Annotated in this window: 18 protein-coding genes; 4 read left to right on the forward strand and 14 right to left on the reverse strand. The window is 63.6% G+C overall.

All coding sequences use genetic code 11. The features are described from left to right. Positions 1-155 precede the first annotated feature (155 nt). The 12 genes from gspD to CQ041_RS20330 all read right to left on the reverse strand — a co-directional run bounded on the left by gspD (position 156) and on the right by CQ041_RS20330 (position 10,295). Positions 156-2,354, reverse strand: coding sequence for a type II secretion system secretin GspD (gene gspD, locus CQ041_RS20275; protein WP_105649054.1), 2,199 nt, complete (start codon positions 2,352-2,354; stop codon positions 156-158). Beyond that, entirely contained in the window at positions 2,351-2,887 is a 537-nt protein-coding gene (locus tag CQ041_RS20280; protein ID WP_105524045.1) for a DNA utilization family protein, read from the reverse strand. The genes gspD and CQ041_RS20280 overlap by 4 nt, the downstream gene beginning before the upstream one ends. Beyond that, on the reverse strand, positions 2,884-3,495 hold the full coding sequence (gspM, locus tag CQ041_RS20285) for a type II secretion system protein GspM (protein ID WP_105524046.1): 612 nt from the start codon (positions 3,493-3,495) through the stop codon (positions 2,884-2,886). Before gspM ends, CQ041_RS20280 begins: the two co-directional genes overlap by 4 nt. Next, positions 3,470-4,507 (reverse strand): PilN domain-containing protein, encoded by a 1,038-nt coding sequence (locus CQ041_RS20290; RefSeq protein WP_105524047.1) that lies wholly within the window; start codon positions 4,505-4,507, stop codon positions 3,470-3,472. Before CQ041_RS20290 ends, gspM begins: the two co-directional genes overlap by 26 nt. Then, entirely contained in the window at positions 4,504-5,226 is a 723-nt protein-coding gene (locus tag CQ041_RS20295) for a type II secretion system protein GspK (RefSeq protein ID WP_105524048.1), read from the reverse strand. The genes CQ041_RS20290 and CQ041_RS20295 overlap by 4 nt, the downstream gene beginning before the upstream one ends. Further along, on the reverse strand, positions 5,223-5,843 hold the full coding sequence (locus CQ041_RS20300; protein WP_105524049.1) for a prepilin-type N-terminal cleavage/methylation domain-containing protein: 621 nt from the start codon (positions 5,841-5,843) through the stop codon (positions 5,223-5,225). Before CQ041_RS20300 ends, CQ041_RS20295 begins: the two co-directional genes overlap by 4 nt. Then, positions 5,840-6,208, reverse strand: a complete 369-nt coding sequence (locus CQ041_RS20305) for a prepilin-type N-terminal cleavage/methylation domain-containing protein (protein WP_105524050.1) — start codon at positions 6,206-6,208, stop codon at positions 5,840-5,842. Before CQ041_RS20305 ends, CQ041_RS20300 begins: the two co-directional genes overlap by 4 nt. After that, the gene (locus CQ041_RS20310) at positions 6,205-6,636 is read right to left on the reverse strand and encodes a type II secretion system protein (RefSeq protein ID WP_105524051.1); all 432 of its coding nucleotides are present in this window, start codon (positions 6,634-6,636) and stop codon (positions 6,205-6,207) included. The genes CQ041_RS20305 and CQ041_RS20310 overlap by 4 nt, the downstream gene beginning before the upstream one ends. Positions 6,637-6,645: 9 nt before the next feature. Beyond that, positions 6,646-7,062, reverse strand: a complete 417-nt coding sequence (gene gspG, locus CQ041_RS20315) for a type II secretion system major pseudopilin GspG (RefSeq protein ID WP_105524052.1) — start codon at positions 7,060-7,062, stop codon at positions 6,646-6,648. Positions 7,063-7,082: 20 nt separating this feature from the next. After that, positions 7,083-8,285 (reverse strand): type II secretion system inner membrane protein GspF, encoded by a 1,203-nt coding sequence (gene gspF, locus CQ041_RS20320; protein ID WP_105524053.1) that lies wholly within the window; start codon positions 8,283-8,285, stop codon positions 7,083-7,085. After that, the gene (gene gspE / locus CQ041_RS20325) at positions 8,282-9,976 is read right to left on the reverse strand and encodes a type II secretion system ATPase GspE (protein ID WP_163001909.1); all 1,695 of its coding nucleotides are present in this window, start codon (positions 9,974-9,976) and stop codon (positions 8,282-8,284) included. Before gspE ends, gspF begins: the two co-directional genes overlap by 4 nt. A 106-nt stretch (positions 9,977-10,082) precedes the next feature. After that, positions 10,083-10,295 carry a hypothetical protein gene (locus CQ041_RS20330; RefSeq protein ID WP_105524055.1) on the reverse strand — a complete coding sequence of 71 codons (213 nt, stop codon included), beginning with the start codon at positions 10,293-10,295 and terminating at the stop codon, positions 10,083-10,085. Positions 10,296-10,794: 499 nt separating this feature from the next. Here CQ041_RS20330 and CQ041_RS20335 point away from each other — a divergent pair, with 499 nt between their 5' ends. Continuing rightward, complete coding sequence (locus CQ041_RS20335) at positions 10,795-13,548, forward strand: glycoside hydrolase family 3 protein (RefSeq protein ID WP_105524056.1); 2,754 nt, start codon at positions 10,795-10,797, stop codon at positions 13,546-13,548. A gap of 511 nt (positions 13,549-14,059) precedes the next feature. On the opposite strand, the gene CQ041_RS20345 is transcribed toward CQ041_RS20335, so the two are convergent. Together CQ041_RS20345 and CQ041_RS20350 are read right to left on the reverse strand one after the other, a co-directional pair. Next, positions 14,060-14,674 (reverse strand): TetR/AcrR family transcriptional regulator, encoded by a 615-nt coding sequence (locus CQ041_RS20345; RefSeq protein WP_105524057.1) that lies wholly within the window; start codon positions 14,672-14,674, stop codon positions 14,060-14,062. A 2-nt stretch (positions 14,675-14,676) separates the two neighbouring features. Next, the gene (locus CQ041_RS20350) at positions 14,677-15,723 is read right to left on the reverse strand and encodes a LacI family DNA-binding transcriptional regulator (protein ID WP_105524058.1); all 1,047 of its coding nucleotides are present in this window, start codon (positions 15,721-15,723) and stop codon (positions 14,677-14,679) included. 208 nt (positions 15,724-15,931) lie between these two features. On the opposite strand from CQ041_RS20350, the gene CQ041_RS20355 reads away from it, so the two are divergent. Genes CQ041_RS20355 through CQ041_RS20365 form a run of 3 tightly spaced genes read left to right on the forward strand, consistent with a single transcriptional unit; the run spans position 15,932 to position 20,386 of the window. Further along, a complete protein-coding gene (locus CQ041_RS20355) occupies positions 15,932-18,124 on the forward strand; it encodes a TonB-dependent receptor (protein WP_105524059.1) in 2,193 nt (730 codons plus the stop codon). Between the two features lies 1 nt (position 18,125). Next, complete coding sequence (locus tag CQ041_RS20360; RefSeq protein WP_105524060.1) at positions 18,126-19,457, forward strand: LLM class flavin-dependent oxidoreductase; 1,332 nt, start codon at positions 18,126-18,128, stop codon at positions 19,455-19,457. Then, positions 19,454-20,386, forward strand: a complete 933-nt coding sequence (locus CQ041_RS20365) for a sulfonate ABC transporter substrate-binding protein (RefSeq protein ID WP_105524061.1) — start codon at positions 19,454-19,456, stop codon at positions 20,384-20,386. Before CQ041_RS20360 ends, CQ041_RS20365 begins: the two co-directional genes overlap by 4 nt. The last annotated feature ends 39 nt before the right edge of the window (positions 20,387-20,425 follow it).

Raw genomic sequence — 20,425 nt, forward strand, 5'->3', positions numbered from 1 at the left:
GTTGGGGCGAAGGCCTTTTGGTTACTTTTGGGCCTTTCCAAAAGTGACCCGCTGTAAGAGCGGAACCCTAAGCCGCCGTTACCGCAGCAATGGATATGCACACAAAAAAATAGCCATCGGGGGCAAGCCCCCTCCCACGCTTTGAGCGTGTTCCTTCAGTCAGCTGGCCGCAAAAGTTGCATCTGCTGCCGATAATCATCCGTCACCTGCCGCGCCTGACTCCCACTGGTAATCACCCTCGGCGTAATCAGCACGATCAATTCAGTGCGGTCCTTGGACTTGCTGGTATTGCCAAACAACCACCGCAAACCGGGAATTTTGCCCAGGTACGGCACCGCACTGACGGATTCAGCGTTGTCCTGTTTGATCAACCCCCCCAGCAACACCGTCTGCCCACTCTGCACCGCCACTTGCGTCGACACCGACCGCGTGGAAATACGCGGGTTGTTCTGCGTCTCGCTATTACCCGTCTGCGCCTCGGCGTCACTGACCTGCTGCTGAATATCCATGTACACCAGCCCCCCCGGATTGATCCGTGGCACCACGTCGAGGATCACACCGGTCTGCACATATTCCACGCTGCTCAGCGTGGTGTCCGAAGTGCCGGTGTTGACCGTGGTCTGGCTGATGGGGATGTTGTCGCCCACCTGGATCTGCGCCGGCTGGTTGTTCATCACCACCAGCGACGGCGCCGACAGCACTTGGGTACGCCCATTGGTTTCCAACGCGTGCAGGGCCACCTGCAAGTTCGAGCTGACGAACGAATAAAACAACGAATCCGCCGCCCCCAGCCCTGCCCCGCCACCGCCCAGGGCGCCCTGGCTGCCGGCCGTATTGGCCACGGTGGTGCTGGCGGAATTACCCGCCAAACGCCCGAGGTACCACTGCACGCCAAGGTCCAGTTCACCGCTGAGTTTGACCTCGAGGATGCGTGTCTCGATCTGCACTTGCAGCGGCGGATTGTCGAGGCGTTTGATCGCCGACTCGATCTCCTTCCATTGCACCGGGCGGGTGCGTACCAGCAACTGGTTACTGCTTTTCTGCGCGGTGATGCGGGTACCGGCATCGAGGCTTTTGGTCGCGGTGCCTTGATCGAGGTTTTCGCTGTCCTGGCTGGCCTCGCTGTCCGGTTCTTCATCCTCGGCGGCAGGTGCATTGCTGTTGAGGTTGTCACTCAAGCCCCCCGGCGTGCTGCCGGAGGTGCTGTTGGTGCCTGGCGAGGACAGGGTGGCAGTGCGCAGGCCTGGGGCGACCTTGGCCGGGGCGTCGTCCTTGATGGCGCCGGTACCGTAGATCTGCCGCAGGTACTTGGCCAGGTCGGTAGCCTTCATGTTGCGCACGTCATAGACATACATCTGCGGCTCGTTGCCGCCGCCTTCGTCGATGGTGTGAATCCAGTCGCCGACTTCACTGAGGTACTGCGGCTGCGACGAGATCGCCACCACCGAGTTAGTCCGCTCGATGGGCAGGAAACGCACCATGCCCGCCAACGGCATGCCGCTGTCGGGGCCGAACATTTTTTGCAGCTCGGGCATCAATTCGGCCACCGAAGCGCGTTGCAGGCCGAACACGCCTACCGACATGCCTTTGAGCCAATCCACGTCAAAGGTGTCGATGGTGTCCTGGTAGTTGGCCAGTTCTTCCGGGGTGCCGGCCAGGCTCAGTACGTTGCGCGCCGGGTCCACCAGCAGGAAGGCGTTTTCCCGAGCGAAGGGCTTGAGCAGTTTCTGCATCTCGGTGGCCGAGATGTAGCGCAGCGGGAACAGCCGCGCCGACAGACCATTGGACGGCTGCGCCACGCGCATCTGCGGCACCAGTTTGCCCGCCACCGCCTGGTTGGCCGGCAGGATCACGTAGCGGTTGCCCTGCCTGATCATGGCGTTGTCGGTCCAGGACAACAGGGTCTCGAGAATCGACAACGCCTGTTGCTTGTTCACCGGCTTGGACGTGGAGAAGCTGACGTTGCCTTTCACCCCCTGGGCGATGCTGTAGTTCTCATGCAGCAGGTCGCCCATCACGCTGTTGATCACCGCTTCGATGGGCTGGTCGGCAAAGTTGAACACGATATCGCCACCGGCCTGCTCCCCGGCGGCCGCCGCTGCGGGCGGGCGCACGAATTGCTGGTTGCCACGAATCAGTTGGCGCTGCGGCGGGGCCTTGGCTTCGGGCTGGGACGTCGGTTCGTTGACGGGCTCCACGGGCGGGCGCTGTGAGCCGGTGCCTTGCATGGCCTCGTGCATGAGTGCGTCGTCCGCGTCGAGGTGGTCGGGCAGTGAGCCGCAGCCGCCAAGGGCAACGGTGGTGGCCAGGCAAAACACGGTGGTGCGCAAGGCGCCGGGGACAGTATCGATCAAGGGGTGGGCTCGTGAGGAAGGGTAATCGGGGGGGTGGTCGACGGCGGCGGTAAACGCAGGGCTTTGAGGCTCAGGATTTGAGTGCGGCCGTCGAGGGCGAAGCGCGCTTCGCGGGGTGTCAGTTGCTCCAGGTGCCAGCCGTTGGGCAGCGTCTGGCCCTGATGGACTTTCAATGCGGGTCCATCCGCCGGTTTGAGCAGTGCGACACGCAGGTCGCCGTCGAGGACGATGCCGGTCAGCACCAGGCTCGACAAGCTCGATACCTGCGTCTGGCCGACTGCGCGATCCGGGCTGCGGTCGGGGCTGCGGTCGGGGCTGAACAACGGTGCCTGCCAGGTACCGGCGAGGCTGTCGAGGCTGGCATCCGGGGCACTGAGCACCTTGGCCGAGGCGGTGCTGGCGCTGGATGGTTGAGGCGCGGGCAGCCATTGCGGCGCATCGCCGAGGCTGCTGAGGATCACCGCCATCAGCAGGCCCAACCCGCCTGACAACCCGAGCAAGCCCCATTCGAGGGGACGCAATACCGGAATCATCGGTTCACCTGCCTGGCGCCGGCCGGTTGCAGGTAGCCGCGCACCAACAGGTGCACCACCAGTTTCCCGGCGCCCCCGTTGGCGGGCGCATCAGGTCGGCGGCGGATACTCATCTCATCCACGAACAGGAACGGCCGCTGGTACTCCAGCGCATGCAGGATCGCGGTCAGCGGCTCGATGGCGCAGTCCAGGGTCAGGCTGACCTTGACCTGGCGGTACGGCTCGCTGTCGTCCTGCTCGGGGGTGATGGGCATGCGCTGGGTCAGCTTGCAACCGCCACCGACGCTGGCCTGGCTGTTGATCAGGTCGGCAACGCGTTGCATCAGGTCAGCCGCCACCGCACTCGGATCATCGCCGGGCAACAGGCTGGTGCTGCTGGCCGGGTCCTGCCGGGCCTGTTCAAGTTGCTCGCGCAATGCCGCGCCCTGCTGCAACAGGCCGGCATAGCGCTGCTGCTGTTCACGCAGCTGCTCGGCCTGCTCGCCCATGCTGCGCAGGGGGCCGGCGAACCAGCTGTCGATCAACAGCCAATACGCCGCCCCCAGTACCAAGCCCAGCAATAACAGCGCGGCGCCGCGACGTTCACGGGGTGTCAGGGGTCGGCGCATCATTGGCCTCCTGGTGCAGGTGGGCGCGCAAGGAAAACTGATCCTTGCCGGTTTGCGCATCGGGTTGGATAACCCCTTCGAACTGGGCGTCTTCCAGGCTGTGACAGGCCTTGATACGGGTGATCAGGGCACTGGCCTTGGCGCTTTGCCCGGAGAACGAGACGCTGGCGCCGTCGGTGATTTCCAGTTGATCGATCCAGGTGTCAGCGGGCAGGCAGGTGGTCAGTTCATTGAGCAAGGCCGCCAGCGGCGGTTGGGCGGATTTGCGCCGGATCAGGTACTGCGCCGCGCCCCGGGTGTTGAGCAGTTGCTGGCGCAGGCGCTGCACGTGGGCGACCTCGGCCTTTTGTTGCTGGACGCGGGCGTGCATCACATCCAGCACCCGCTGACGGTCGTTGAGCCACAACAGCATCGCGGCCATCAACAGTGCTCCACACAGCCACGGCAAGCTGCGTTGCAAGCCCTTGCCGGCGGTGCGCTGGCGAGGGCGCAACGGCGCGGGCAGCAGGTCGACGCCCACGCCCTGCACATCCACCTGGTGGGGGCGCAGGCCCAGGACAGCGCAGTCGTGCAGGATCTGGTCGAGGCGCTCGCGCAGGATCGCCACCAACGTCACCTTGAGGTGTGTGGGCGTGCGCCGCTCCTGACGCGCGACGAAATACAGCTGGTCGGCATCGAACGGGGTAAAACGGTCAAGCTCATAGCCGACCACCGTTGTCAGGTTGCGCGTGGCCGCGAGGGGCAACTGCAGGCTTTGCACCAGCACCGCCGACGGCGCAAGCACCAACACCTGGCGTAGGTTGTCGGGCACGGGATCGAGTGGCGCGGTCAACGGCCAGTGATAGCGACGCTCGGGCAACTCCTGCCGGCGCAACCACGCCGGCAGACAGCCGTGCAGTTCCTTGAGCCACAGGTGCCAGCCTTGTTGCAGCAGGCTGCCCCGCCACCGTTGTGCGAGCGGTTCGAACCACTGCTCAAGCTGCGCCAGGGGTTTGGATAACGATCGATTCATTCTTGCCAACGCAGCACCCGATAAGGTTGCGCGCTCTCCTGTGCCGGGCTGAGTAAAACGGTGACGTGCACCTGTGCGTGATAACCGCCGGGGCGCTCGGCGCGGCTGCTGATCACCAGCACTTCGCCGGGATCGGCGCCCACTGCGCTCTGACGTGGCAGGTTCAGGGCCTTGCGCATCAGCGCGGTGGCGAATGCCGCATCGGGCCGATCCAGGCCGCTCCATAAGGTGATCTGCGGCACCAGGCGGCGGTACAACGCCTGGGTCATGCCGGGTAATTGCCGCAACTCTTCAACCACGCGGAACGGCGCCATGCCCTGGTTGCGGCGGTTTTCAAGGTCTTTGCCCAGGCGCGCGGCCTGGGCTTGGGTGGCACCGCAGGCCAGGGCCACACGGGCGAAATCAGCCGGTTCTGCGCTGTTGAGGTACAACTTGCCGCGCTCACTGCGCAGGCTCACCTGCAAGCGGGCGTCGTCAAACACCAAGGGCATGGCGCGCCCATCGGCGACCCACTGTTTGCGCCGCAGCGGATCGGCCAGCGCCTGCATGGTCAACGCCACGCCCGCCTCTGCCGCCAGCGACGCCTGGGTGTGCTGGCGATGCCAGGCGGCCTGGCGCGTTTCCAACTGCACCCAGGCGGCCAGGCCACCGAGCAGCAGGCTGAGCAGTGCCAGCACCCACAACACCAGCAACAAGGCCACGCCGCGCTGATGCTTCATTGATCCGTCGCTCCGCCGGACAGGTTCAGGCGCAACGCAACGACCTGGCTGACCCAGGGTACCGGACCGCTGACCCTTGCATCGATGCGCACCGCAGCGGGCAGGCGCTTGGTCCAGGGCCACTCATTGATCCAGCCGGTGGATTGCCCCTTGGGCGACACGCCGCGATAGCTGAAGTGCAGGTCTTCGACGTTCCTTAGCAATACCTGGGGCTCACTGCGCGAGGCCGGCACGCTGACCTGTGCGCTGGATTCGAACTGCGCGAACGCCACTTGCAAGTCGCTGCCGATCATCTGCAGGGTGAAGCGCTGAATCCCACCGCCGAGCACGCCGGGCAAAGTGGCGACAAATTGCAGGCGCTGCGCGGCCCCGACAAAAAAACCGGGGGTCTGGCTGTCGTCCTCAGTCACGTCCAACGGCAGTGCCTCGCTGATGGACGTGCGCAAAAACTGCTGGGCGGCGCGCATTTCATCAAGACTGGTGGTGTAGTGCTGGGCCTTGAGCACCGCGCGATTGGCCCCCAGCAACGCACCGCCGACCAGGATCAGCAATACGCCAAGCAAGCTGAGCACGATCATGATTTCGAGCAAGGTGAAGCCCTGTTGACGCGGCTTCACAGTGCCGCCCTGTCGTTGGCCGCGCGCAATTTGAGCGTGCTGAATTGCGCCTGGTGCGACCCTTCGCGTACCGTCAGGTCCAGGCGAAACAGGCGAGGCTGGCCGGGGCGGGTCGGTTGCCGGGCAATGGTCAATTGCCACTGGATGCTTTCCACGCGGCCCTGGCGCACGCCGCTGGCCAACGGCCCCGCCGCTTCCTGGTCCAACACACTGAGGGCCGCGTGGGTCAGGCGGTCACTGTGGTTGACCTGCACCAATGAGCGTGCGCTCTGGCCGAAGGCGACCAACAGCACCGTGCTGCAGATCGCCATGAGCATCAGGGCGGCGAGCATTTCCAACAGGGTGAACCCGGCCTGAGGCTTCATGGCAGGGCCTTGGATTGCACGCTGCCGGTCAGCCAGCCGATGTCGATGCGCCAACGCCGCGTGCCATCGGCCAGCAGCAAGTTGCCGCCGGTGGAACTGCCGTCGGCGTAGAACTCCACCGCCGAACCGGCCTGTTCGGCGGTGTGCAACGTCACTTGCAGGTCGGCGGGCCAGTGTTTGGCAGGACGACCCGGCGCCTGGAAGCTCAAGGCCTGCAGGTCGAACACGGTGCTGGCCGTCTGGCCGCTGACAATCGCTCGCGCCCGTGTGCTGCGCAAGGCGGCGACGATGTCCCCCACCGCCTGGCGCTGCTTGGCGGCCTTGAGCCCTTGTTGCAGGCCAAACCCCACCAACCCGGCGGCGATGCTGATCAAGACGATCACCACCAGCATCTCCAGCAGGGTAAAACCACGTTGGGCGTCAGGCATGGTCGCGGGTTATTCCCAGTTGCCCAGGTCGGCGCTGTAGCCTTCGCCACCGGGCTGGCCGTCCTGGCCGTAGAAAATCAGGTCGAACGCGCCGTGCTCACCGGGGAAGCGATAGCCGAAAGCATGCCCAAACGGGTCTTTCAGATCTGACGGCTTGGCATAGGGGCCGGCCCAGCCGGCTGCGTTGGCGGGCTTGTCCACCAGTTGCTGCAGGGTTTTGGGAGGCGAGCCGACGTCCAGCCCGTAGCTTTCGATCTTCATGCCCAGGCTGGCCAACTGCGCCTTGCCTGCGCCGTACTTGCCTTTGTCGACGTTGCCGCCGACCTGGCGCACCACGATGGTGGCGACGATGCCCAGCAGCACGATCACGGCGAGCATTTCCAACAGGGTGAAACCGCCTTGGCGGCGGGCGGGTCTTGAGCGCATGGGGTTGCTTCCTTGAGGGTTCATATAGTGCTGGTCAGGCTCATCAGCGGCAGCATGATCGCGAGCATGATCACCGCCACCAGCACCGCCATGACCACGGTCAGTGACGGCACTAGGGCGGCGAGCAGGCGGTCGATACCGCGCTTGGCTTCCACATCGAACACGTCAGCGACCTTGAGCAGCATGCTGTCGAGTTCGCCCGCCTGTTCGCCGACTTCAATCATTTGCAGGGCCAGGTCCGGCAGCAGCGGCTGGGCGCCAAAGGCACTGGCCAGGGTGCCGCCGCCCTTGACCGACTCGGCGGCCTGGGCGACCTGGGCTTGCAGGGCACGGTTGGTGCAGACCTGACGGGCGATCACCAACGCTTGCAGCAGTGCCACGCCGTTGCTGAGCAGGGTGCCAAGGGTGCGCGCCAGTCGCGCCGCTTCGACCCGCTGCAACAGCGGGCCGATGATGCGAATGCCCAGCACGCGGCGGTCGTAGCGTTCGCGGCGTTGCGAATTGCGCAGGCGCGCAGCCAGCGTCCAGATCGTCACGATCAAGCCGGCCAGTACCGCCAGCCCGTAGGCGCCGAGGAACTGGCCAAGCCCTAGGATCACTTCGGTGATTAGCGGAATCGGCACGCCGAGGTCTTTGAAAATGGGTACGAATTGCGGCACCACATACGCCAGCAACAAGGCCAGGGAGCCCAGCACGCCCACCACCAAAAAGGCCGGATAGATCAGCGCGTTGATCACTTCGCCCCTCAACAATTGGCTGCGTTCAAGGTAACCGCTGAGCTGGCGCAGGGTGTTTTCCAGCGCACCGCCCGCCTCACCCGCGCGCACCATGCTCAGGTACAGCGGCGAGAACTGGCTGCCCTCTTCTTCCAGGGCTTTGGATAAGGGTTTGCCGGCCTTGACGTGTTCACGGATGCGCTCGATGAGTGCGCGGGTCTGCGGCTGGCCCGGTTGCTTGAGCAGGATGCCCAGGGAGCGCTCCAGCGGTTGGCCGGCGCCCAGCAAGGTTGCCAGTTGCTGGGTAAAACTCACCAGTGCGGCGCCGTTCAATTGGCCTCGGCCCAAGGCGTTGCGCAGGCCCTGGCTGCCAGCGGCGTCGATCTGCAACAGCAGCAGCCCGCGCTTGTGCAAGGTGGCCACGGCGGCGGCCTGGTCCTTGGCTTCCAGGGTGCCGTTTTGCGTAACGCCCTGGCTGTCGAGTGCGCGGTATTTGAACAGGCTCATGTGCCTTCGCCCCGGGTGACGCGCAGCACTTCTTCCAGCGACGTCACGCCCGCCACGGCCTGGCGCAAGCCTTCTTCATGCAGGGTGCGCAGGCCACCACGGCGAGCGGCCTGTTCAAGCGTCGCGGCGTCGGCCTGGCGCATCAACAGGCCGCGCAGTTCGTCGTTCATCACCAGCAATTCGGTGATTGCACTGCGGCCGTGATAACCGCCGCCGGGGGCGTCGGCGCGGGGGCGGTAGAGTTTGATCGGACGCTCATCGGTGAAGCGGTCCAGACCGTGTTCGGCAATCAGTTCGGGCGGTGCTTCGAAGGCTTCGCGAGTGGCTGGATCCAGGCGGCGCACCAGGCGCTGAGCGAGGATGCCGTTGACCGTCGAGGCGATCAGGTAGCTTTCCACGCCCATGTCCAGCAGCCGCGTGATGCTTGCGGAGGCGCTGTTGGTGTGCAACGTCGACAGCACCAAGTGACCGGTCAGCGATGACTGGATCGCGATGCGGCAGGTTTCCAAATCGCGGATCTCGCCGATCATGATCACGTCCGGGTCCTGGCGCACGATGGAGCGCAGGGCGCCGGCAAAGTCCAGGCCGATGGCGGGCTTGACCTGGATCTGGTTGATGCCTTCGAGCTGGTATTCCACCGGGTCTTCGACGGTGATGATTTTGCGCTCAGCGGTGTTGAGCCGCGACAGCGCGGTGTACAGCGTGGTGGTCTTGCCCGATCCGGTGGGGCCGGTGACCAGCAGGATGCCGTGGGGACGCTCCAGCACTTCAAGAAAGGTTGCCAGGCGCTGGCCGTCGAAACCCAGGCTCTGAAAGTCGAAGCTCACGGTCTGGCGATCGAGCAAACGCATCACCACCGACTCGCCGAAACTGGTGGGCACCGTGGACACCCGCAAGTCCAGCTCCTTGCCCTGGATGCGCAGCATGATGCGCCCATCCTGGGGCAGGCGGCGCTCGGCAATGTCCAGGCGCGCCATGATCTTTACCCGCGAGATCACCGCCGCCGAGGAGCTGGACGGTGGTGCTTCGGCTTCGTGCAGCACGCCGTCGATGCGGTAGCGCACCTTGAGCTGGCTTTCGAACGGTTCGATGTGAATGTCCGAGGCACGGTGTTCCACGGCGCGCTGCAAAATGAGGTTGACCAAGCGAATCACCGGCGCTTCAGACGCCATGTCCTTGAGGTGTTCGATGTCTTCCAGCGCACCGCCCTGCTCGTCGAGGTTTTCGATCAGGGTGCCCATGGCGGAACGGCCCTGGCCGTAATAGCGCTCGATCAGCGTATCGACTTCGTTGCGCGGGCCGATCGCCAGCCACACGGGCACGCCGCAGGCATAGGCCATGGCCTGGAACGGATAGACCTGCGCGGGGTTGGCCGCCAGCACCCGCAAGCCGCCGTCGCGCCACCCCACCGGCACCACTTGGTAGTGACGCATGAAGCGTTCGGTCAGGTTGGGCAGCGGATCCAGCAGCGGCGGCGCGGTATCGGCCAGCAGCAGCGGCGCACCGAGCAAGTCGGCCCAGGCCTTGGCCAGTTCGACTTCGGAGACCAGTCCCAGGCGCGTCAGCAGGCCGAGCAATTCGGTGTCGTCGGACTCCTGGGACAGGCGCCGGGCGCGATCCAGGTCGACGGTTTTCAAGCCGGCGTGCTGCATCAGCCAGGCGCACACCTGCTCGGTGTCGGGGATGTGCATCTGGCAGGCGTCGAGGGGCGGGGACATAGGTACAAATCTGAGGGACGAATAAAAACCTGCGGGAGCGAACGAGTGTGGGTGGGGGCTTGCCCCCTCCCACAGCAGATCAGTTGGAGGCCTTGCTCTCTTTCAGCGGCCGGCCGCCCTTGGTGGTTTCGGCCTTTTGCTTTTTGACTGCCTTGGCGTCATGCGCTTGCTTGATCACCGTGGAATCGGCAGCACCGGATTTCGCATCGGCATCGGTGGACTCGACCGCCATGGCCGCACCACTCAGTGCAACGCCCAGGACCACACCGGCACTCAACAATGAAATCTTCATCAACTTTCTCCAGATCAAAAAAACAGCGGACAGCTCAAGTGGCGCCTTGGATGGGGCCAAGACCCTACACCAAAGCGATGTGTATGACAGCGTGTATAAAACATGGCCTTTTACAACTACCGAGCAAAGCCATTAGTTAGCCATGCCGGCATGAATTCGGTTAAACCAATCGACTGGTAGGTTTAGCCTTAGTTCAAAACAGTAAGGAAATATTTCTTATTTTCCGCAAAAATTAGCTTTTGTTTGACTTATAAGCGCAAGAATTGCCTTAATTATTCGGTTTTTGCGAATCATATTGCCATCGCGTGATATCGCACAGACATCACTTATAACAACAAGCAATACATTTTCTACACTTATAAAACAGCGAAATTCGCCAAGTAATTGCAATTAGCCATCGGTTAAAAATTGCGATCAAGGCCAACTATTGCCTGAAGAAAAGTGACGAACGCGCACGTGTTGGTGCGCCATGTTTATTGAACAGTTGTTGGAGAGACCCATGAGTAAACGCAAGATCATCGCCGCGCATTCGGCTTTTGCCCTGCTGGCACTGGCCGTGTCCCAGGCGCACGCAGCGACCAGCCCGGCCCTCGATGAAGGCAGGGTCAGCCGTGCGGAAAAGGCGGCGGACAAGACCCTGGCGAAGATGACCGTGGAAGAGAAGCTCGCTTATATCGGCGGCATCGGGGGCTGGGATGTGAAGCCGCTGAGCCAGTACGGCGTGCCACAAATCCACGGTGCCGACGGCGGCGTGGGCGTGCGCTACACCAGCGAAGGCAACGACCAGGGCGTGGTGTACCCGTCCGGCCCGAACGTGGCGGCCAGTTGGAACCCGCGCCGGGCCATCGACATCGGTCGCGCTCTGGGCTACGACACCGCCAGCGGCGGTTATCAGTTCGTCACAGGTCCAGGGGTGAATCTGTACCGCATGCCCTACAGCGGGCGAGCGTTCGAGTACCTGTCGGGTGAAGACCCCTTCCTCGGTGCCAGCCTGGGCCCGGCGTTGATCAACGGCATCCAGTCCCGTGGGGTGTGGGCCAACGCCAAGCACTACGCGGCCAACGACCAGGAAAGCAACCGCTTCCACCTCGACGAAATCATCAGTGAGCGCGTGCTGCGCGAGATGACCCTGCCGCCGTTCGAGTCAGCGTCGAAGAACAGCAAGGTGGCGATGATGATGTGCGCCTTCCAGAAGGTGAACGGCGAATTCGCCTGCGAGCATTCGCACCTGATCCACGACATCCTCAAGACCGAATGGGGCTACCCGGGCTTTGTGCAGAGCGACTACAACGCCGTGGTCCATGGCCTGCCCGCCGCCCAGGCCGGCACCGACCTGGACATGATGGGCTACCAGATGAACAGCTCGGTGCTCAAGCCCTTCCTCGACAGTGGCGAACTGAGCAGCGCCACCCTTGACGACAAGGTGCGGCGCATCCTCAAGCAGGTCTACCTGTACAAATTCGACAGCAAGGCCCCGCTGACCAACCACAACATGAACAGCGCCACCAGCAACCGCGTGGCCTTGAATGCCGCACGCGAAGGCATCGTGCTGCTGAAAAACCACAACAACCTGCTGCCGCTGGACGCCAAGAAAGCCAAGCGCATCGCCGTGGTCGGCAACCTGGCCAAGTACGCGCCGCCGACCGGTTTCGGCAGTGCCAACGTGATGGCGGCCAACTACATCAGCGAACTGAGCGGCCTGCAGCAATTGGCACCGGGTGCCAAGGTCGAGTTTATCGACGGCCTGTCGCTGGACCCGAGCACCTCGGCCTGGACCCACACCGACAGCGCCGGCAACCGCGCCAAGGGCCTGAAGACCGAGTTCTTCAGCAACGCCAATTGGTCCGGCGATGCCGCCGCCAGCCGTACCGACACCCATGTCGACCTGGACTGGTCCACCGACAGCCTGCCGGTGAACGGCGACACCGCCGCCACCTCGATCCGCTACAGCGGCCAGGTCACGCCGACGGTCAGCGGTGAGCAGGTGTTCAAGGTCCGCGCCGACGGTGCGGTGCGCCTGTACGTCGACGGCAAGAAAATCCTCGACAACGGCGACGGCAACCCGCTGCCCAACAACAGCATTCCGCCGACCATTCCGGTGTTCGCCAAGGTCAAGCTGGAGGCCGGTAAACCGGTGGACATCACGCTCGAATACTCGCGCCGCAACGGCTACCTCTCGACCATGGGCGGTCTGGTGGGCGTGCAGATGAGCTGGGCCTCGCTGGTGGCGCCGAAGGATCTGGCGCAGTACGACGCGGTGCTGGTGGCAGCCGGCAACAGCAATGAATACGAGGGCGAGGGCTTTGACCACAGCTTCGACCTGCCGGAGTTCCAGGGCCAGTTGATCCAGAGCATCGCCAAGATCAACCCGAATACCGTGGTGACCCTGCACGGCGGCACCGGCTTGAAGATGAGCGACTGGATTGACCAGGTGCCGGCGGCGCTGCATGCGTTCTACCCTGGGCAAAACGGCGGCCAGGCGTTGGCGGAGATCCTGCTGGGCAAGGTCAACCCGTCCGCCAAGTTGCCGATCAGCATCGAGCGCAACATCGAAGACAACCCGATCTACGCGACGTTCCCCACGTTCGACAACCAGGAAACCCTGGACACGATGAGCTACAAGGACGACCTGTTCCTGGGCTATCGCGGTTACGAGAAGAAAGGCATCAAGCCGCTGTACCCGTTCGGGTACGGCTTGTCGTACACCACCTTCGGCTACAGCAACATCAGCGTGACCCCTGGCGTCGCGGTGGCGGGTGCGCCGATCAAGGTGTCGTTCGACCTGGCCAACACCGGCAAGGTCGCGGGCGCCGAAGTCGCCGAGTTGTACGTGGGCCAGACCAACCCGAAAGTCGAGCGGGCGCTCAAGGAACTCAAAGGCTACAAGAAAGTGTTCCTCAAGCCTGGCGAGAGCAAGCGCGTGACCATCGAGCTCAATGACCGCTCACTGGCCTACTACGACGTCAAGGGCAAGCACTGGGTGGTGGATGCCGACAGCTTCAACCTGTCGGTGGGCGCCTCGTCGCAGGACATTCGCCTGAACGCCAAGCTGGTCAACCCGTTCCGCCAGGAACTGTCGACCACCACCAGCAACCCCCTGCCCCGCTCGGCGTTGAACTCGACACTGCGCGAGTTGCCGCAGGTGAAGACCGGTGGAGTGCTGCATCAGAATGAGGGCGACAGCGGCACCAGCGCGGGTGATGGCTATGACCTGAGTGATGACAGTGCTCAGGGCAGTGCTGCCGGTAACTGACCGGTAAGTAATAGTGCTGGTCTGTGGGCGGACTTGCTTGCGATGGCGGTGTGTCAGTCAACGTATTCATGGGCTGACCCACCGCCATCGGGGGCAAGCCCCCTCCCACAGTTTTGATCTCCATGTATCAGATACAAAGTGGGTTTCTCCGGCTCTGGCTCTGGCTTTTGATTTGGCTTTTGATCTTAGGCGCCCCGTCAACCACGCTGGCCGAACGCAGGCTTGAATCCGTGGGCAACCCGGCAGGACGCCGGGTTAGCCGCCCCGCGCCATGGATGGCGCGTGGCGGCGGCCCACGGATTCAAGCCGGAGTGAGGGCATGCCGAGCCTAGGCGAGGCACCGAGTGGTGGGGCAAGAGCCCTTTTGGTTACTTTTGGGGCTCTTTTCCAAAAGTGACTCGCCGTAAGGGCGAAACCAATAGCAGCCCTCACGTAAATAACGGATGTGCACTCGGACCAAAAAGCTCTAGCGCCCAACGCAAACCAATCGGGGACAAGTCGAATCGTCGCCTCAAGGTCTGATGGCAGCCTCGACCCGCGCAATATAGGTGTCGAAGCGCGCAACCAAATCCACCCGCTCGGGAAACCGCAGCCACTGGATCTGCAGGCCATCCATCATCGCCAGAATCTCTTCCACCAGCCCGGCGATGTCCACGTTCTCGCGCACCTCTCCCGCTGCCACCAACTCCGCAAATTGCCCCTGCATGCGCTGGTGAATCGCCGCATAGCGCACCTGGAACCAGCTCCATGCCGGGTGGGTCTCCACCAGGCTCTCGGCATTCAAGATGCTGAACGCCCGCACCACTCCCGGTGCCGTGGCATTCGACCGGTTGATCGCCCGCAGGCTGCCGAGCAAGCCGGACAAGGATTTTTCCGCGCGCACCTCATCGGCAATCCGCTGGTTGACCTCGTCTCGGCGCTGCAATACCCCCATCAGCAGCGAGATCTTACTGGGAAAGTGATGCAGCAAACCGGCCACGGAGATGCCGACAATCGCCGCCACCTGGGCCATGGACGCACCGCCGTAACCTTCGAGGGAAAACACCTGCAACGCGGCATCGAGCAGCTCTTCGCGGCGTTTTTCGCCCTTGGGCGCGCGGCGGGTCTTGGGGGGGGCGTCGGTCATGGTCAAATCCTTGAGCTTTCCCGTTCGATCAGGCGGCAGTCCAACAGGTTCAACCGTTGGACGTCATCCTCCACCGCCAGCACGCCAAGGCTTTCCAGCACACGGGTCGCCGCCAGTACACCGATCTCCAGTGCGGGTGGCTTGATGGTGCTGAGGCTCGGCAGCAGCATTTCGGCAAAAGGGTAGTCACCAAACCCCAGTACCGCGCAATCACCCGGGATTTTCAGCCCCGCGCGCTGCCCGGCCAGCAAGCCGCCGGCGGCCAGGTTGTCGTTGGCAAAGAAGATCGCATCGGGCGGCGTGGCGTGGCTCATCAGCGCCTGCATGGCCTGCTTGCCGGCTTCGAACGGTGCGAGCCCGGCCTCCGGGGCAAAGCGCCAAGGTTGCACGCCCAGTTCAGTCAGGGTGGCGGCGAAACCCTCGCCCCGCTCCATTGCACTGAAGTCGCCGGCGGCACTGTTCTGCACAAACGCGACGCGACGATAACCCTGGCCGTGCAGGTAACGCGCCGCCATGACGCCGACCTCGTAGTGGGAAAAGCCAATCTGCAACGGCGCGCGCTCGGGCACGTAGTCCCAGGTTTCAACCACCGGGATATCGGCGTCGGCAATCATCTTTTCGGTGGCCGCGCTGTGAAAGCGGCTGGTCAGCACCAAGGCCGCCGGCGACCAGCCGAGGAAGGCGCGTACCGCGTTTTCTTCCTGCTCGGCACTGAAATAACTCGACGCCAGCAACAGCTGATAACCGTGACGGCTGAGGGTATCGCTGAAGCCCTGAATGGTGTTGGCGAAGATCGGCCCGGAGATGTTCGGGATCACCATTGCCACAATGCGCCCGCGCGCCGACGCCAGCCCGCCAGCAACGAGGTTGGGCACGTAACCCAGCTCGGCCACCACGGCGGCAATGCGCTCGCGGCGTTCGGGCGAGACCTGCTCCGGCTGGTTGAAGTAGCGCGACACGGTGATCGCCGATACCCCGGCCTGGCGCGCCACGGTATTGAGGGTGACGCGCCCGGCGCCACGGCGTTTGCGCGGTTTGTCTTCGCTCAAGGAGAGATCCTGCTAGAAACAAAAAGGAATATAGGACTAATTTTTCAGTATTTGACGTTCTAAACCAGACCCACCAATAATGCCGATGTTAGCGCTAACAAAGCGCTTTGTCTGCTACTCGCTCGAGCGAATGCCAGAGACGAACTTACAGGCGCTGCGTGTCGCAGAACAGCAGCGGTTCAGGGCACTTTTTTCGAGCGGGCACACCATGCACAACTTTCCACGCCATACCCATCTGCTGTTTCTCGCCGGCCTCACCGCGCTCCCGATGCCGGGCGCCTTCGCGGCGGATGAACAGGAGCCGACGCTCAAATCCGTGACTGTGACCGCCACGCGCCGCGAAGAATCGCTGCAGAAAGTCCCGGTGGCCGTTTCGGTGCTCGATGGCGAACAACTGGAACGCGACAATCGCAACGGCGTGGCGAGCATCGCCCAGCAGGTGCCGTCGCTGAACTTCCGCACCGGCGCCTCGAACAAGGACACCTCGCTGTTCGTGCGTGGCGTGGGCACCATCTCCACCTCCCCCGGCGTGGAGCCGACGGTGGCCACGGTGATCGACGGCGTGGTCTACGCCCGCCCGGGCCAGGCCACCCTCGACCTGCTCGACCTGGAGCGCATCGAAGTGCTGCGCGGCCCACAGGGCACACTGTTTGGCAAGAACGCCTCGGCCGGCGTGCTGAACATCACCAGCAAGGCGCCCACCGCCGAGACCCACGGCTATATCGACCAGTCCTACTACAGCGGCAACGAAAGCCGCACCCGCTTCGGCATCGGTGGCAGCCTGGTGCCGGATGTGCTCAAGGGTTCGGTCAGCACCTTGTTTGGCAGCTATGACGGCAACGTCGACAACCAGCACAACGGTCAGGAGGTCAATGGCTACAACCACAAAGGCATTCGCGGCAAGCTGGAATTCACCCCCAACGATGACCTGAAGCTGACGCTGATCGCTGACTACATGCAGTCCCACGACGACGCGCCGAACGGCGTGGTCAGCAAGTCGCTGACGCCCGCGTTCGCCAACGCCCTGAACCCGGCGCGCGCCTCCAGCGACAACCGCGACATCAACACCGATACCCGCGACCATGTGGAAGACACCAACAAGGGCGTGTCGGCCCAGTTGGACTGGAACCTAGGCGACTACACCCTCACGTCGATCACCGCCTGGCGCGGCTGGGACAACACTCAGTACCAGGACGGCGACCGTCTCGGCACCGTGACCGCCGCATTCCCCGGCACCGCCGACAAGGGCCAGCTGGCGTTCAACCAATACTCCCAGGAACTGCGCCTGGCCTCGCCCAAGGGTGAATTCCTGGAGTACGTCGGCGGCCTCTTCTACATGCACGGCAAGGATGAAGAAACCTACCAGCGCACGCTGACCACCACCACGCGTACCGACCGTGGCATCGCCGACTACAACACCACCAACGACACCTACGCAGTGTTCGGCGAAACCACGCTGAACTTCACCTCGCGCTTTCGCGGCATCGCCGGCCTGCGCTATACCCATGACGAACTGAAATACGATCACCGCCGCGTCTCCACCTCGGCCACCACGGTCAGCGGGATCCAGCCGGCCACCTCCAGTTCCGGTTCGGTGGATGAAGACGGCTGGTCCGGCCGCCTGGGCGTGCAGTACGACATCAGCGACAGCGTCACCAGCTACCTCACCTACTCGCGCGGCTACAAAGGCCCAGCCTACAACGTGTTCTTCAACATGCAGCCGCGTGACACCGACGCGCTCAAGCCGGAAACCTCCAACACCTGGGAGGCAGGGATCAAGGCCAGCGCCTGGAACAACCGCCTGACCACCAACCTCGCGGTGTTCCACAGCGACTACGACAACTACCAGGCCAACTTCTTTGACAGCGTCGCCGGCCAGGTGGTGACTCGGTTGATCAACGCCGGCAGCGTCAGCACCGAAGGTGTCGAGCTGGATTACGCCTTGCAGGCTACTCCGCAACTCAAGCTTTCCGGCGCGCTGGCCTATACGCGTGCGCGCATCGACGAATTCGCCTGCCCGGCGGGCGCGGCCGCGACGTGCAACGTCAATGGCAAGCCGTTACCCTACAGCCCTGACTGGAAAAGCTACGTGCGCGCCGACTACAGCATCCCGCTGGACAACGGCCTGGATATCGAACTGGGCACCGATTACAGCTGGCAGAGCGAAGTTCAGTACGACATCAGCCAGAACTTCGATACCAAGCAAGGCGCCTACGGCATCTGGAACGCCAGCGTCGCCCTCGCCGACTACACCAACGGCTGGCGTGTAGCGCTGCTGGCCAAGAACCTCGCCGACAAGTCCTACTCGCCGATGCTGGCGAGCGGCGGCAACTACATCTACCGCGCCGTGCCCCGTGACGATGAGCGTTACTTCGGCGTGCAATTGCGCAAGGATTTCTAGCATGAGCCGTCAACTCTCACTCGGCGCCTTTCTCATGGCCACCGGGCACCACGTGGCCGCCTGGCGCCATCCGGATGTGCCGGCGAACGCCGGGCTGGATTTCGCCCAGTACAAGCACGTGGCGCGGGTCGCCGAAGCAGCCCGGTTTGATGCCTTGTTCGTGGCCGACAGCATTGCCGCCCCCACGGTTGAAGTTGCCAGCCACATGGCGCGTTCGGATCACTTCGAGCCGCTCACCTTGCTCTCGGCGCTGAGTGCCGTGACGGACCATATCGGCCTGATCGCCACGGCGACCACCACCTACAACGAGCCTTACCACGTGGCGCGAAAATTCGCCTCGCTGGATCACCTGTCCGGCGGGCGTGCGGGCTGGAACCTGGTGACCTCGGACGCCGCCGCCGAAGCGCACAACTTCGGCCGCGACGAACACCTGGGCCATGCCGAGCGCTACAGCCGCGCCCGCGAATTTCATCAGGTGGTCACCGGCCTGTGGGACAGCTGGGAAGACGATGCTTTTGTGCGCGACAAGGCCAGCGGCAATTACTACGACCCGGCCAAGCTGCACGTGCTGGAGCATGTGGGCGAGCACTTTCGCGTCAAGGGCCCGCTCAACGTCGCGCGCTCGCCCCAGGGCCAGCCGGTGATCGTGCAGGCGGGTTCGTCGGAAACCGGGCGTGACTTGGCCGCGCAAACCGCCGAGGTGGTGTTTACCGCGCAGACCTCGCTGGAAAATGCCCAGGCGTTTTATGCCGACCTCAAGGGCCGTCTCGGGCAGTACGGCCGTGACGCCGATGCGCTGAAGATCATGCCCGGCGTGTTTGTGGTGGTCGGGACCACCGACGCCGAGGCGCAAGCCAAATTCGAGGCGTTCCAGGATCTGGTCGAGCCGCACGTCGGTGTGGCCTTGCTGGGGCGCATGCTGGGTAATTTCGACTTGTCCGGCTATCCGCTGGACGGCCCGCTGCCGGAGCTGCCGTTGACCGACAGCGGGCAACGCAGCCGCCAACAATTGCTCAGCGACCTGGCCTTGCGCGAGAACCTGACGCTGGCCCAACTGGGGCGGCGAATTGCCGGTGGCCGTGGGCATTACAACCTGATCGGCACGCCGGTGCAGGTGGCCGATGAACTGCAACGCTGGTTCGAAAACGGAGCCGCCGATGGCTTCAACATCCTGGTGCCGCACCTGCCCGGCGGGCTGGAAGACTTCGCTGAATGGGTGGTGCCCGAGCTGCAACGACGCGGCCTGTTCCGCACCGAATACACCGGCACGACGCTGCGAGAAAACCTCGGTCTGGCGCGCCCCGAAAACCGCTTCAAAAAGGACAACGCATGAAGATTCCCGCCCTGTTCCTGGCCCTGCTGGCCGTGACCCAGACCGCCCTCGCCGCCGACCCCGCCAGCCTGCGCATCGGCTACCAGAAAGGCTCCATCGCCCTGGTGCTGGCCAAGGAACACGGCCTGCTGGAGAAACGTTTTGCGCAGACCGAGGTGAAGTGGATCGAATTCCCCGCCGGCCCGCAGATGCTCGAAGCCCTTAACGTGGGTGCACTGGACGTGGGTTCCACCGGTGATATCCCCCCCTTGTTCGCCCAGGCGGCGGGTGCGGACCTGGTCTACGTCGGCGCCGAGCCGCCCAAGCCCAGCGCCGAAACGATCCTGGTGCGCAACGACAGCCCGCTGCATTCGGTGGCAGACCTGAAGGGCAAGAAAGTCGCGTTCCAGAAAGGCTCCAGCTCCCACAACCTGATCCTGCGCGCCCTGAACAAGGCAGGCTTGAGCTACAAGGATATCCAACCGGTGTACCTGCCGCCGGCCGATGCTCGCGCGGCATTCGAGCAGGGCAGCGTGGATGCCTGGGCGATCTGGGAACCCTACTCGTCCCTGGCGTTGAGCCAGAGCCCGAGCCATGTGCTGGCCAACGGCGAGGGCCTGGGCTTGTCCGGCCCGGTGTACACCGCGCGCCGCGACTATGCAAAAGCCAACGGGGTGTTTGTGCATGATGTGCTGGATGAGCTCAGTGCGGCTGAAGCGCTGACCCGCAGCCAGCGCGAAGACAGCCTGAAAGTGCTGACCGCCTTCATGGGCCTGCCGGCCGATGTGATCGCGCGCTACATGGACAACCGCCCGCCTTCGCCGATTTTGCCGATTGACGACACGATCATCCAGGCCCAACAGGCTACCGCGGATTTGTTCTACCAGAACCGCTTGCTGCCCAAGGCCATCGACGTCAACCAGGCAGTATGGAGACCCGAAGCCAACTGAGATTTAAAGGTGGAAGGGGGCAAGCCCCCTCCACCTTTG

The organism is Pseudomonas sp. MYb60, assembly GCF_002979555.1.
GTDB lineage: Bacteria > Pseudomonadota > Gammaproteobacteria > Pseudomonadales > Pseudomonadaceae > Aquipseudomonas.

Coding starts and splice junctions, on each gene's coding strand:
- CQ041_RS20280 (WP_105524045.1), bottom strand. CDS start 2,887: ATGATTCCGGTATTGCGTCCCCTCGAATGGGGCTTGCTCGGGTTGTCA.
- gspM (WP_105524046.1), bottom strand. CDS start 3,495: ATGCGCCGACCCCTGACACCCCGTGAACGTCGCGGCGCCGCGCTGTTA.
- CQ041_RS20290 (WP_105524047.1), bottom strand. CDS start 4,507: ATGAATCGATCGTTATCCAAACCCCTGGCGCAGCTTGAGCAGTGGTTC.
- CQ041_RS20295 (WP_105524048.1), bottom strand. CDS start 5,226: ATGAAGCATCAGCGCGGCGTGGCCTTGTTGCTGGTGTTGTGGGTGCTG.
- CQ041_RS20305 (WP_105524050.1), bottom strand. CDS start 6,208: ATGAAGCCTCAGGCCGGGTTCACCCTGTTGGAAATGCTCGCCGCCCTG.
- CQ041_RS20310 (WP_105524051.1), bottom strand. CDS start 6,636: ATGCCTGACGCCCAACGTGGTTTTACCCTGCTGGAGATGCTGGTGGTG.
- gspG (WP_105524052.1), bottom strand. CDS start 7,062: ATGCGCTCAAGACCCGCCCGCCGCCAAGGCGGTTTCACCCTGTTGGAA.
- gspF (WP_105524053.1), bottom strand. CDS start 8,285: ATGAGCCTGTTCAAATACCGCGCACTCGACAGCCAGGGCGTTACGCAA.
- gspE (WP_163001909.1), bottom strand. CDS start 9,976: ATGCACATCCCCGACACCGAGCAGGTGTGCGCCTGGCTGATGCAGCAC.
- CQ041_RS20330 (WP_105524055.1), bottom strand. CDS start 10,295: ATGAAGATTTCATTGTTGAGTGCCGGTGTGGTCCTGGGCGTTGCACTG.
- CQ041_RS20335 (WP_105524056.1), top strand. CDS start 10,795: ATGAGTAAACGCAAGATCATCGCCGCGCATTCGGCTTTTGCCCTGCTG.
- CQ041_RS20345 (WP_105524057.1), bottom strand. CDS start 14,674: ATGACCGACGCCCCCCCCAAGACCCGCCGCGCGCCCAAGGGCGAAAAA.
- CQ041_RS20355 (WP_105524059.1), top strand. CDS start 15,932: ATGCACAACTTTCCACGCCATACCCATCTGCTGTTTCTCGCCGGCCTC.
- CQ041_RS20360 (WP_105524060.1), top strand. CDS start 18,126: ATGAGCCGTCAACTCTCACTCGGCGCCTTTCTCATGGCCACCGGGCAC.
- CQ041_RS20365 (WP_105524061.1), top strand. CDS start 19,454: ATGAAGATTCCCGCCCTGTTCCTGGCCCTGCTGGCCGTGACCCAGACC.